This window comes from Pseudomonas syringae KCTC 12500 (genome assembly GCF_000507185.2).
Classification (GTDB): Bacteria; Pseudomonadota; Gammaproteobacteria; order Pseudomonadales; family Pseudomonadaceae; genus Aquipseudomonas; species Aquipseudomonas syringae.
The window spans coordinates 1,358,578-1,371,874 of sequence record NZ_AYTM02000002.1 but is presented as its reverse complement, the minus strand read 5'-3'; the positions used below and the strand labels follow the sequence as shown (position 1 = coordinate 1,371,874).

Here is a 13,297-nt window from a genome sequence, read left to right as displayed (position 1 = left end):
ATGAGTTTCTTGAGCGCCTTCTCCCATCTGGACTGGGCACAGGTCCTGCACCTGACCTGGCAGCACATTACGCTGGTTGGCATCGCCGTGACCCTGGCGATTGTCGTCGGTGTGCCGTTGGGCGTGTTGATGACGCGTTTTCCAGTGCTGGCGGGCCCTTTGCAGGCCAGCGCCACGGTGTTGTTGACCGTGCCGTCGATTGCCCTGTTCGGCCTGCTGCTGCCGTTCTACTCCAAGTTCGGCCAGGGCCTTGGCCCGATGCCGGCGATTACCGCGGTGTTCCTTTACTCGCTGCTGCCGATTATGCGTAACACCTATCTGGCCCTCACAGGCGTAGAACCGGGTATCCGCGAAGCCGCCAAAGGCATCGGCATGACCTTCGGCCAGCGTCTGCGCATGGTCGAGCTGCCTATCGCAGTGCCTGTGATCCTCGCCGGTGTGCGCACCGCCGTGGTGATGAATATCGGTGTCATGACCATCGCCGCGACCATCGGTGCCGGTGGTCTGGGTGTACTCATTCTTGCTTCTATCAGCCGCAGCGATATGTCGATGCTGATCGTCGGCGCGGTACTGGTCAGCATTCTGGCCATTATCGCCGACCTTCTCCTGCAATGGCTGCAACGCACGCTGACTCCAAAAGGATTACTGAAATGATCGAACTCCAGAACCTCTCCAAGACTTTCCAGAGCAACGGCAAAGAAGTGAAGGCTGTCGATTCGGTCAGCCTCACGGTCAACGAAGGCGAAATCTGCGTCTTCCTCGGCCCGTCGGGCTGCGGCAAGAGCACCACGTTGAAAATGATCAACCGCCTGATCATGCCAACCTCCGGCAAAGTGCTGATCAATGGCGAAGACACCACTGGTCTTGACGAAGTGACCCTGCGTCGCAACATCGGCTACGTGATTCAGCAGATCGGTCTGTTCCCGAACATGACCATCGAAGAGAACATCGTGGTCGTGCCCAAACTGCTCGGTTGGGACAAGCAGCGTTGCCATGACCGTGCTCGCGAACTGATGAGCATGATCAAACTGGAGCCCAAGCAGTACCTGCATCGTTACCCGCGTGAACTGTCCGGCGGCCAGCAACAGCGTATCGGCGTGATCCGTGCCCTGGCAGCCGACGCACCTTTGCTGTTGATGGACGAACCGTTCGGTGCGGTCGACCCGATCAACCGCGAGATGATCCAGAACGAGTTCTTCGAGATGCAGCGCGCGCTGAACAAGACCGTGATCATGGTCAGCCACGACATCGACGAAGCCATCAAGCTGGGCGACAAAATCGCTATCTTCCGTGGCGGCAAACTGCTGCAGATCGATCACCCGGACACCTTGCTCGCTCATCCGGCTGACGACTTCGTCAGCAGCTTCGTCGGCCAGGACAGCACTCTCAAGCGTCTGCTGCTGGTCAAGGCCGAAGATGCGGCCGACAACGCGCCGTCGGTCAGTCCGGAAACCCCGGTCGCCGATGCGCTGGAAGTGATGGACGAAAACGACCGCCGCTACATCGTTGTTACCGACGGCGAGAACAAGGCAATGGGCTATGTGCGTCGTCGTGACCTGCACCGTCAGCAGGGCACGTGCGCGCAGTTCCTGCGTGAATTCAACGCCACTGCCGCTTACGACGAACATTTGCGCATCCTGCTGTCGCGCATGTACGAGTTCAACCGTGCCTGGCTGCCGGTGCTGGATGCCGAGAACGTGTTCCTGGGTGAAGTGACGCAAGAGTCCATTGCGGCTTATCTGAGCTCGGGCCGTTCGCGTGGCATGAAGACCAGTATTGTTTCGCCAGCCGAGCAAGTGGCTTCCTGACCGGCTGCGTTGCCGCCAGCGTCATGGCTGGCGGCAATGTTCACACTTGGAACTTCTCCAGGCCACATTGAGTGGCGTCGCTTTCCTGCAATGCAGACGCCGTCATGGCGTCTGCAGCATCGCTCTCATACAACGTTGTCACGACCCCCTGATACTCGACGTTCACTACACAGTGGTCATTACCCTCAAACTTCTCGCGGCTGATCCAGATCCGGCCGGACAGAGTTGAGTAGTAGGCTTCGCCTTGGGTGATCTCGGAGGCATAGAGGTCGTTGACGAAAAGCTTGTAGTTATGATTTTTGAACGTGTCTCCCTCGAAATACACCTCCAGCACGTCATCTGTTCTAACGACCTTCGCGACGGTCAGTCGTAACAACAGGCTCTGGGCAATGGCCAGATAAGAACGGTACGCTGCCCGGTTTGTCACGCTGATGAGCGGGTTGCCGTTGACGGTCATGTACAGGGCATCAACGCTTGCCTGATCGACACCTGCTACCAGTCGGGTCATCGTGGAGTCCGTGAAGAGCTGGCGGATAGGCAGGGCGATTTTTGACTGTTCGACGTTGCCGGAGAACAGGGTATAGGTTTTCCCGATGCCTCCAGCTGCCGTGATGGTCACCTCTTGATGGCCTACGCCGCCGGGGCGTATCCAGGTGTTATCGATGAGTTCGGAGCCGTTGGGGTAGCCTTTTTCAAGCGTCGCATAAGGAGGGGCTCCGAAGATAATTGTATAATCATGACTCTTGAAAGCCTCATCCTCGAACGTGACCTGAACAAGTCCTGCGCTGACGATCACGCTTCTTATGGTTTTTTGCAGGAGCAACCGTTGTGCACGGTTCAATAGGCGACCGTGCAGTTCATCGGTCCGGTCTTCATCCAGATTGGAGAAAAGAACGTCAAGCCTTGGCTGGGTAATGCCGGGTCTGAGTTCAGTGCAACGGTCATCGGTAAACAATGCCTTGATATTGAACAGCAGGATGGGGCGTGATGCCGTACTGGCCACAGCATATAGCTTGCCCCCAGCAACCACCTTGACCGACGCTTCGTCCCCTTCGGAGATGGGTGTGCTGGCTTCCACGTAGGCGATGCCTTCTTCGATACGCGCTTCACAACCCACGCATTCGCCATTGTCTACCCACGCCACTAACGCTCCGTTGAGCGTTATCTCGTAACGGTATGGCGTGTACCATTGCTCGGCAACGGTAAACTTTATCCGGTCTTGAAAGGTACCGTGCACGCTGGACAGGATATGCGCAAGCTGCGGGATATAAGTGAGCAATGGCAGATCGATTGGGATCGTCGTCTCAGCGTCATTTTCCCAAATGGCCAGTGTCAATACGGGCAGGTCGGCGATCTGGTTGAGGGTTGCAGGGGTTGGGTACAATCCCCAGCGATCAAAGAATTCCGCCAGGTTGAGATGGCTCAGCAGCGAGGTTTCGACGATGAAGCGCTGCGCTTTATCGTCGTTGACGGTGGGCGGGTTGTTCATGAGCCGATAGCGCTGGTGCAATTGCGGGTAAAACGAAGTACCGAAGCTAAGACGCAATTGCCAGAGCATGACAAGCTTGTGTCCGGCCTCCTTGATGTTGTCGTACTCTCGCAGGCTACTGGCCAGGTACTCTTTCATGGGGAGGTAACTGGAGTCGGCGCCTGTAGCACGATCAAGGAAAAACTCTTGGGCGGCCATCGAGTAGAGATTGACTGTGACCTCTGTCATTCCGGTGCCGGTGCCCCATGTCATGGGGCTGAGTTGTCGTTGATGGCCGCTTTCGTGCCAAGGGCCCCAACCATCATCAGGTGCGGTTGACAGTAATCGCGCCAGCGCAGCCGATCCGTTAAACCCCATATGACCGTCTGTAGCAAACATATAAAGCCGGTCCGCTTCCACGTAGAAATGTTTACTGGGATCGAGCGCCCATTCCGTCGTGCCGTAATCGATCAGGCCTGAAATCCCATCCTGCGCTCTAATGGCATCATCGAAATTGCCCATCAGCTTTACGGGATCGGTCAGGTAGAGCTGTGCGCTCTGATAGCGCACCACGACAATAGCCCTCGGGCTGGTAAGCAGCACGACAGGCGCTTGGCTGTAGTGCGCCATTTGCTGTTCCCATTCCAGATTGGTCATATCCATCATGAAAAACGGCACATGGTTGTACTGTCCTGTTATGTCCAGAACCACATGACCAAGCGGGTCCAGATTGGTACAGCCCAGCAGGCCTGTGTTGGTAGCGACAAGAACGTTCAGGCCACGTTTCAGCGGGTACGAGGTGGGGGTATCCAGTTCCGGCACACATGACCAAGCGGGTCCAGATTGGTACAGCCCAGCAGGCCTGTGTTGGTAGCGACAAGAACGTTCAGGCCACGTTTCAGCGGGTACGAGGTGGGGGTATCCAGTTCCGGCACCCCGATCACTGCAGACACCAGATTCATGTACAGACTGGTTGCGGTTATTTCCAGCCGATCGCCTTTCGTTACATAAATGTTAGTCGGCTGAAAGTCGGTGTGTCCTCTGGCCCGGGCCTGCCGTTGGCGATGACTTTCGGCAGAGCCGAAGCCGAAGGCTTGCCATCGGGTTTCTGCTTGAACTGCACTGGGCGCAACGGAGCTGGCGGCGTGGGGGTGTCGGTCATCCATGATCGTTACCTGAAAAGGCGGTCTGAGCTATTTATTGAGCGCGCGTCCTCTGCATCCGTCTACTGACAGAACTGACAGGCTGATTCGCTTTGCCTGGCGTTGAAAAATTGATGGCCTGGAGCGCTGCGAAAAGGCAATGGCGACGGAGGTGGGGAACATCTGCCTGTCATGCAGGTCGGTTAAACAGGTCTTTGGGAAGGCAACTCAAAAGCCCTGTGCAAAAACGCGACATTTTTTGTTGATATCCGGCCCCTCAGGTCCTAAAGTTCGCGCCGAACGTCCATGCTGGAAACGATCCATCCGGCTCAAGTACTGACGACGAGACAGCAAGGCCAGGAAGGCAGCCCTTCAGGGCCTTTTTGCTTTCGGCGACATGCCTTGGGAAGTAGGCGAACCAAAGTGGGGATACGGAGGGCGTTCATTTGTACCCATTGACCAATACCGTTTGCCAATAGGAGTTCCAGCAGCATGCCGATCAATGTCGAAGACTACTACTCAGCCGAAACCTTCAAGAAAATGAAGGCGTTCGCTGACAAGCAAGAAACCCCGTTCGTGGTCATTGATACTGACATCATCAGCAAGGCATATGACGACCTGCGTGCGGGCTTCGAATTCGCCAAGGTTTATTACGCGGTCAAGGCCAACCCTGCCGTTGAAGTCATCAATCTGCTCAAGGAAAAGGGTTCGAGCTTCGACATCGCGTCGATCTACGAGCTGGACAAGGTCCTGAGCTGTGGTGTCGGCCCGGAGCGTATGAGCTACGGCAACACCATCAAGAAATCCAAGGACATTCGTTACTTCTACGAGAAGGGCGTGCGTCTGTTCGCCACCGACTCCGAAGCCGACCTGCGTAACATTGCCAAAGCGGCACCGGGCTCGAAAGTCTACGTGCGCATCCTGACCGAAGGTTCGACCACGGCCGACTGGCCTCTGTCGCGAAAATTCGGCTGCCAGACCGACATGGCCATGGACCTGCTGATTCTTGCCCGCGACCTGGGTCTTGTGCCTTACGGCATCTCGTTCCACGTCGGCTCGCAGCAGCGTGACATCAGCGTCTGGGACGCTGCCATTGCCAAGGTCAAAGTGATCTTCGAGCGTCTGAAAGAAGAAGACGGCATCGTTCTCAAGCTGATCAACATGGGTGGCGGCTTCCCGGCCAACTACATCACCCGCACCAACAGCCTGGAAACCTACGCCGAAGAGATCATCCGCTTCCTGAAGGAAGACTTCGGTGATGACCTGCCGGAAATCATTCTCGAGCCGGGCCGTTCGTTGATCTCCAACGCCGGCATCCTGGTCAGCGAAGTGGTACTGGTTGCCCGCAAGTCGCGTACCGCGGTCGAGCGTTGGGTATACACCGACGTGGGCAAGTTCTCCGGTCTGATCGAAACCATGGACGAAGCCATCAAGTTTCCGATCTGGACCGAGAAGAAAGGCGAAATGGAAGAGGTGGTCATCGCCGGTCCTACCTGCGACAGCGCCGACATCATGTACGAAAACTACAAGTACGGCCTGCCACTCAACCTGGCCATCGGTGATCGTATGTACTGGTTGTCCACCGGCGCCTACACCACCAGCTACAGCGCAGTGGAATTCAATGGCTTCCCGCCGCTGAAGTCGTTCTACCTGTAATTTCCTTGCGTCAAAAAAAACCCATGAACATGGGTTTTTTTTTGCCCGTAAAAAATAATTATATAAGTCTCGGTGCGCTGAAACGTGCAGTAAGTGAGGGGCGTGTTATTAAACGTTTGCGGGGTAATATAATAGACTCAGCAGAATGTGTTGCTTATTCCTACAGGTGTTGTCCGTTCCGCTCACTGTGTGAAGTCGATACCCTTTGTTAATTTCCAATGACCTTGAAGCACCGATTTATAGTCGGCGCAAAACAGGCTCTACATAATAAGGAAATTAATCATGGTTACGACCGTTGAACCGCAATTTACGGACGGCGAAGCACACAGCGTCGAAGAAGTCAGTCGTGTCAGCAAGGACTTGATGGATGCCCTGACCAGTCGGGGCGCAGAGGTGGCGCGTGCCCCGGGCTTGTTGATTACCAACGAAGATGTTCGCCGCATCAGGCGTTATGTCAATACGGGCCTGGAACTGCCGACCACACTGGACGAAGTCAGCCAGCTGACAGGGGGGCAGGGCAACGGCATTCCCGGCCTTGGGGCAGAAGCGATCGTCGAGCTGTACCTCGGTATTCAAGCCCATGCCAGGAGCTGGTCGGCAATTGAAACCGCCATGCAGAAAGTCGGCAGCGACCTCTACGTTTTCTCGGGCAATCTGATCGCCATTGCAACGGATGTGGTGGATTTCATCAAAGGACTCGATTCCTACCAGACCCTGCAAGTGGGGGACCTGACGCCGTCGCAGATTGATGCAATGCCCCCCGTCGCACTGATGGACCAGGACAGCAAGAAACTGCCCGGGCTGTTGTCGCTGGTCGATGAACTCAAGGTACATATCAAGAACCATAGTGCCAGCACCACGCGAACCCGAGTCGGGGTGACCGATTTCAAGCGTCGTCTAAAAGACGAGATAGCGCCCGGCGTGGCGTTGAAAATAAGGTTGGCCGGCTCCGGCGACGCTGATGACGAAATTGCCCGGCTCACTGCGGACGTCGATCAGCTCAACGGACGCATCAATCATAAACTTGCCGAGTACGAAGAGTACTGCGAATACAAGTGGATCGGTTTCTGGTGGGGACTTGTCGGCGGGGCTGTTTCCCTGTCCATCTTTGGCCCGAAGGCATCGAAGGCTCTCGATGAAAAAGATCGTCTGATTGAAGAAAAACGCCAGATAGAGAAGCAGATAAAACAATCCAACGCGTTGTTGAGCGACTTGCTGGCCTTCGAAACCAGTCTGCAGGATTTGAAAGCCAGAGTCGACGGGGCGGCCAGTAGCGTCAGTAATATAGAGAGCCTGTGGGTATTGTTGGAAGAGCTGGTCGACGCCTCCTACGATCGTATTAAAAATACCAATAACGCCTTGTACCTGGTCAGTTTCGTTTCCCGCTTCCACACCCTCATGAGCAATTGGAGGGAGATTCAGGTCCAGGCCTTCGATCTGTTGACCGCTTTTAACAATGCACTGGACGAACCCGTTGCGTGAGTGTTGCCCACCTTAACGTTAAAGAGAATGCTGTTATGAATGTTCATGTACTTGCTACGCCCGCTCAACTGCCCACACCTGATATGGAAATCATTATTGCCAGTCGTGAAAAACTCAAGCGCGAGGCCGATAGGCTGGGTGATATTTATTTACCGGTCATGAACGAGGCCTTGCACAGCCTGCTCAGTGAGGTCGGTCATGTCGACAAGGAAGCACTGGATACACTGACGCTTGTTCCGCATATGTACAACAGCGAAGAGATGCTGCCTTTTCTTGAGGCTGTCCAGAAGTTGAGAGGTGATCCTGAAGACGCTAAAAGCAGCGCTGCAATTGCTGACTTCAACGAGGAGATCAGCCTGCTGCTGGATACAAGGGAGGCCTCTTTGAGCAGCCAGGCCAAAGCGCTGGACAGGGCGCTCATCAATCTGGAGGCTGTGCGGGTCGATGGCGTAGAGCACCTGACGCCTGCCCTTGAGCAGGAAATCGCTGTACTGGAGGCCAGGCTGGAAACTGAGCATGCGCGTCTGACGGAAGTTATACGGCAGGCCGCAGCGGTCAACGATCTCATTAGAGATGTCGAAAGCCTCAGCTTTTTCGACAAGTTGAAGCCGCTGGTTGCTTCTCTGGAGAGGCTGGCGGATGTCGATCCCCTGAATCCGTTGATCGGCTCCGTTAAAGCGGGTATCGCCGGTGTTTCCAATATTCTGGATCTGCTGGACGCGGCCGTCGACTATGATCATCTGATCGCTCTGAGGGAACGACTTCAGACGCAGATGACAAGACTGCAGGAAACGACTGACGCGACTCGCGCAGCGCTGGAAACCGAAGTGAGCAAACGCGGCCAGCTCTCGGGGCTCGCCTCGGTCGAGGTCTGCAAGACCGACTACGTTCGCGAGATGAGTAAATTGCTCGAAGCGTTGAAACGTGTCCTGGCCAGCAGCCGCCTGCCTGAAACCGCAGTGATCGAGAAGCGAGTCGAGCACTTCAGCCGTCAGGCGGATGCGCTAAACAACTATCTGATCGATTTGCGCAGAAGCTGGCGCAGTTGATCAGCCGGCATCATCCCGCCTGCCATGCCTGGCGGGGTTTTGGTTTGGGGCAAAAGACACGTTACAGATAGACAGGTCATGGCCGTCAGTGCATTAATTGCGCCGCGAAATATGAGTGAGAGTGGCGAGCGTGCTGAAGAAAGTCCTGTTTCAGTTGCACTGGTTCTTCGGGATCACGGCAGGTCTGGTGTTGACCCTCATGGGGATGACCGGTGCGCTGTATTCGTTCGAGGACGAAACTCTCGACGTGCTGAATCCGGATGTGCTGTTGGTCGAGCCGCGCGGTGCCACGCTGCCACCTGTTGAACTGGTGCGCAGGCTGGAGGCCGCGACCGGCCTGACGGTCGCTATCCTGCGTGTCGAAACCACCGGCAATCGTGCTGCCCAGGTATTTTTCACGCCCAAAGCGGGTGAGCGTCGAGGACCCAAACGCAATTTCGACCCCTACACGGGTGAGCTGAAAGGCAATGCGGTAGGGGAGGGGTTTTTCGACTTTGTCCTGAAGCTGCACCGTTATCTGGCCATGGGCGAGGCGGGCAAGCAGGTTACGGCGGCGTGTACGCTGATTCTGGTGTTCTTTTGCCTGTCCGGGCTTTACCTGCGCTGGCCTCGCGCAGCGCGGAACTGGCGGGTCTGGCTGACCGTTGACTGGGCGAAGAAAGGCCGCAGTTTCAACTGGGACCTGCATTCGATCTTCGGCACCTGGTGCCTGTTGTTCTACCTGCTGTTCGCCCTAACGGGACTCACCTGGTCGTATGACTGGGTGAGCAACGGCCTGAATAAACTGATCGGGAATTCGCCGCTCGAGGAAGGCGTCGCTGCGCCAGCCAAGGCTGCGGGAAGATTACCGTTGGCGGTCGATTATGTGGCGGTCTGGGACAGTATCCAGAAGGCTGCAGGGCCGGACTTGCTGGCTTATAACCTGCGCCTGCCTGCTGCGGGCGGTCAACCTGCCACCGTGTTTTACCTGCTCAAGGATTCTCCGCACCCGCGTGCGCTGAACACCATCACTCTTGATCCGGCCAATGGTCAGGTCAGCTCGGTCGTACGCTATGCCGAACGCAGTTTCGGTGCGCAACTGCTGGCCAGCAATTACGCGCTGCACGTCGGCAGCTACTTCGGGCTCGTCGGTCGAGTCATCATGACCGGCGCATCGTTGCTGATGCCGCTGTTCTTCATTACCGGCTGGTTGCTGTACCTGGATCGACGCCGCAAGAAGCGTGATATCGAGCGTGCACGCGGCGAGGTTCAGGGTGATGACCACGACGATGACGCATCCTGGCTGGTCTGTTTCGCCAGTCAAAGCGGCTTCGCGGAACAATTGGCCTGGCAGACCGCTGGCCAGTTGCAGGCCTCAGGATTGTCGGTGCGCGTGAAGCGGCTGGGCGATCTGAGCGAAGACGAGTTATGCCGAAGCCGCAATGCCTTGTTCGTCGTCAGTACCTTTGGTGACGGAGAGGCCCCAGACAGTGCCCGACGTTTCGAGCGCAAGCTGCTGGGTCGCCCGCTTTCACTGGACCAGCTCAATTATGCTGTTCTGGCGCTAGGCGACCGGCAGTACCCACATTTCTGCGGCTTTGCCCATCGTTTGCACGGCTGGTTGACCGAGCGGGGCGGGCGCAGCCTGTTCCCGCCTGTTGAAGTAGACAGCGCCGATCCGGCAGCCCTGCAACACTGGCAACAGCAATTGGTGCAGTTGACCGGTTGCGTGCCAGCGGCACACTGGCAGACACCGGTTTTCGATAACTGGACACTGGCCCGGCGCGTGCTATTGAACGCTGGCAGCAGTGGTTCGAAGGTTTACCTGCTGGACCTGACGCCGCCAACCTCTGCGCACTGGCAGGCGGGGGATCTGGTCGAGGTGATGCCGCGCCACACGCTGCGGGTCATCGAGCCGTTTCTGGCCGGGCTGGGTGTCGATCCGGGCGCATGGGTAAGCGTGGATGGCTTGCAGGAGCCGCTCGCGCAGGCCTTGGAAAGCTGCCAGTTACCGCACAGCCGTTCGCATCTGGTGGGGCTGCATGCGCAGGCGTTGATCGATGCGCTGGTGCCAGTCTCTGTACGCGAATATTCGATTGCCTCAATTGCGCAGGACGGCTGCCTGCAGCTTATCGTGCGTCAGGAAGTGCATGCCGACGGCAGCCTGGGGCTGGGCTCGGGATGGCTTACCGAGCATTGTGCCGTTGGCGGTGCCGTCAGCCTGCGTGTGCGCCGCAACAGCAGCTTTCATCTGCCTGCCGAGCCGGTGCCATTGATCCTGCTGGGCAATGGCACCGGGCTGGCCGGTTTGCGCAGCCTGCTCAAGGCGCGTATCGCTCAAGGGCAGGTGCGCAACTGGTTGTTGTTCGGCGAACGTAACCGGGCGCATGACTTCCATTGCAGCGCCGAATTGCAGGGCTGGCTGCAGGCTGGTCATCTGACGCGCCTGGACCTGGCCTTTTCCCGCGATCAGGCAGAAAAAATCTACGTGCAGGATCGCTTGCGCGAAGCGGCCGATGAACTGCGTGTGTGGCTCGATGAGGGGGCAGCGATTTACATCTGTGGGAGCTTGCTGGGTATGGCGGCGGGCGTGGATCAGGTGTTGAACGAGGTGCTGGGCGAGCAGGCAGTCAGCGAACTGATCGAGGAAGGGCGGTATCGGCGGGACGTGTATTGACTAGCGAAGATCGGACGCAGAGCGTCCAGAACTGCGTGCCCACGCTGGAGCATGGGCACGATAGTCTTGTAGCTTGTAGCTTGTAGCTACGCCGCTACAAATTGCTCGGCGTAATGGCAAGCCACCTGGCGGTTATCCACCAGGCGCAGCTCTGGCACTTCGGCTGCACAACGCTCGGTCGCATACGGGCAGCGCTTGTGGAAAGCGCAGCCGCTTGGCGGGTTGAGCGGGTTGGGCAGCTCGCCGACGATCTTGATCTTCGGCTTGAGCGGGTCCGGGTGGATGGTCGGGGTCGCCGACAGCAGCGCCTGGGTGTACGGGTGCAGCGGACGGTTGTAGATCTCTTCCTTGGGACCCATTTCCGCAGGCCGGCCCAGGTACATCACCAATACCGTATCGGCGACATGACGCACCACCGACAGGTTGTGGGAGATGAACACATAGGCGGTGTTGAATTCCTGCTGCAGGTCCATGAACAGGTTCAGTACCTGCGCCTGAATCGACACGTCCAGCGCTGAAGTCGGCTCGTCCGCTACCAGCACCTTGGGTTGCAGCATCATCGCCCGTGCCAGCGCGATACGCTGACGCTGACCGCCGGAGAACATGTGCGGGTAGCGCTGATAGTGCTCAGGGCGCAAACCGACCTGGGCCATCATTGCCTGCACTTTCTCGCGGCGCTCGGCGGCTGACAGGTTGGTGTTGATCAGCAGCGGCTCGCCGAGCTGATCCCCGACTTTCTGCCTTGGGTTGAGCGATGCATAAGGGCTCTGGAAGACCATTTGCACGTCCTTGCGCAACTGCTTGCGCTCGGCCTTGCTGGCCCCGGCAACTTCCTGGCCGGCGATTTTCAGCGAGCCGGATGAAGGCTCTTCGATCAGCGTCAGCGCGCGTGCCAGTGTCGATTTGCCACAGCCGGACTCGCCGACTACAGCCAGGGTCTTGCCGGCTTCCAGTTCGAAGGACACGCCATTAAGCGCACGCACCAGCGCCGTGCCCTTGAACAGGCCGCGGGAGACTTCGTAGTGACGGGTAAGGTCGCGGGCGGTCAGTACGACGCTCATTACGCCACCTCCTGATTCAAGGGATAGAAGCAGCGTGCCAGGCTGTGCGCCTTGGGATCAAGGGCAGGGCGTTCGGTTCGGCAGTTGTCGCGCACGTACGGGCAGCGCGGTGACAGCAGGCAACCCTGTGGACGGTCATAGCGGCCCGGGACCATGCCCGGCAGCGTGGCGAGGCGCTCGGCGCCCATGCTGTGCTCGGGAATGGCGGCCAGCAAGGCTTCGCTGTACGGGTGGGCAGGAACATCGAACAGCCCCGGCACCTGGCCGACTTCGACAGCCTGACCGGCGTACATCACGCAGACACGCTGGGCGGTTTCCGCCACCACAGCCAGGTCGTGAGTGATCAGCACCAGTGCCATGTCCTGCTCTTTTTGCAGGCTCAGCAGCAGCTCCATGATCTGCGCCTGAATGGTCACGTCCAGGGCGGTGGTCGGTTCGTCGGCGATCAGCAGTTTTGGTTCTCCGGCAATCGCCATGGCAATCGCCACACGCTGGCTCATGCCACCGGACAGTTGGTGCGGGTAAGCATTCAGGCGCGCGGCGGCGCCAGGGATCTCGACCTTTTCCAGCAGTTCCAGTGCACGCTGGCGTGCGGCCTTGCCCGACATGTTCAGGTGCTGGCGCAGCACTTCCTCGATCTGGAAACCCACGGTGTAGCTGGGGTTCAGAGCGGTCATCGGGTCCTGAAAGACCATCGCCAGGTCTTTGCCGATGATGCGTCGACGCTGCCGCGAGTTGAGCTTGAGCAGGTCGTTGCCGTCGAAATTGAGTGCGTCGGCGGTGATGATGCCGGGGGAATCGATCAGCCCCATCAGCGCCATCATGGTCACCGATTTACCGGAACCCGATTCGCCGACGATGGCCAGTACTTCACCCCGGTCTACGCTCAGGGACAGGCCGTCCACAACAGGTACGGCCTTGGTGTCGCCGAAGCGGACGTTGAGATTCTTGATTTCAAGAAGTGACATGCGAATC

At 57.7% G+C, this 13,297-nt stretch carries 10 protein-coding genes; 6 read left to right on the top strand and 4 right to left on the bottom strand.

Annotated features, from left to right (window positions below):
- Both V476_RS06475 and V476_RS06470 read left to right on the top strand, forming a co-directional pair.
- Positions 1 to 654 carry an ABC transporter permease gene (locus V476_RS06475; protein ID WP_003396269.1) on the top strand — a complete coding sequence of 218 codons (654 nt, stop codon included), beginning with the start codon at positions 1 to 3 and terminating at the stop codon, positions 652 to 654.
- Positions 651 to 1,808: an osmoprotectant ABC transporter ATP-binding protein OsmV gene (locus V476_RS06470; RefSeq protein ID WP_024959301.1), complete on the top strand. Its 1,158-nt coding sequence runs from the start codon at positions 651 to 653 to the stop codon at positions 1,806 to 1,808. Before V476_RS06475 ends, V476_RS06470 begins: the two co-directional genes overlap by 4 nt.
- 40 nt (positions 1,809 to 1,848) lie before the next feature.
- Here the strand turns inward: V476_RS06470 and V476_RS06465 are convergent, their stop codons facing one another.
- The gene (locus V476_RS06465; RefSeq protein ID WP_373365889.1) at positions 1,849 to 4,065 is read right to left on the bottom strand and encodes a M60 family metallopeptidase; all 2,217 of its coding nucleotides are present in this window, start codon (positions 4,063 to 4,065) and stop codon (positions 1,849 to 1,851) included.
- Positions 4,062 to 4,442, bottom strand: coding sequence for a hypothetical protein (locus V476_RS06460; protein WP_032628804.1), 381 nt, complete (start codon positions 4,440 to 4,442; stop codon positions 4,062 to 4,064). The genes V476_RS06465 and V476_RS06460 overlap by 4 nt, the downstream gene beginning before the upstream one ends.
- A 468-nt stretch (positions 4,443 to 4,910) precedes the next feature.
- On the opposite strand from V476_RS06460, the gene V476_RS06455 reads away from it, so the two are divergent.
- The 4 genes from V476_RS06455 to V476_RS06440 all read left to right on the top strand — a co-directional run bounded on the left by V476_RS06455 (position 4,911) and on the right by V476_RS06440 (position 11,261).
- On the top strand, positions 4,911 to 6,074 hold the full coding sequence (locus V476_RS06455; RefSeq protein ID WP_003313775.1) for a type III PLP-dependent enzyme: 1,164 nt from the start codon (positions 4,911 to 4,913) through the stop codon (positions 6,072 to 6,074).
- A gap of 282 nt (positions 6,075 to 6,356) precedes the next feature.
- The gene (locus V476_RS06450) at positions 6,357 to 7,556 is read left to right on the top strand and encodes an alpha-xenorhabdolysin family binary toxin subunit A (protein ID WP_024959300.1); all 1,200 of its coding nucleotides are present in this window, start codon (positions 6,357 to 6,359) and stop codon (positions 7,554 to 7,556) included.
- Positions 7,557 to 7,591: 35 nt separating this feature from the next.
- Complete coding sequence (locus V476_RS06445) at positions 7,592 to 8,605, top strand: alpha-xenorhabdolysin family binary toxin subunit B (RefSeq protein ID WP_024959299.1); 1,014 nt, start codon at positions 7,592 to 7,594, stop codon at positions 8,603 to 8,605.
- Positions 8,606 to 8,738: 133 nt separating this feature from the next.
- Positions 8,739 to 11,261, top strand: a complete 2,523-nt coding sequence (locus V476_RS06440) for a PepSY domain-containing protein (RefSeq protein ID WP_024959298.1) — start codon at positions 8,739 to 8,741, stop codon at positions 11,259 to 11,261.
- Positions 11,262 to 11,347: 86 nt separating this feature from the next.
- Here the strand turns inward: V476_RS06440 and V476_RS06435 are convergent, their stop codons facing one another.
- Positions 11,348 to 12,322: a peptide ABC transporter ATP-binding protein gene (locus V476_RS06435; protein WP_017278997.1), complete on the bottom strand. Its 975-nt coding sequence runs from the start codon at positions 12,320 to 12,322 to the stop codon at positions 11,348 to 11,350.
- A complete protein-coding gene (locus V476_RS06430) occupies positions 12,322 to 13,290 on the bottom strand; it encodes an ABC transporter ATP-binding protein (protein ID WP_003419031.1) in 969 nt (322 codons plus the stop codon). The genes V476_RS06435 and V476_RS06430 overlap by 1 nt, the downstream gene beginning before the upstream one ends.
- Between the last annotated feature and the right edge of the window lie 7 nt (positions 13,291 to 13,297).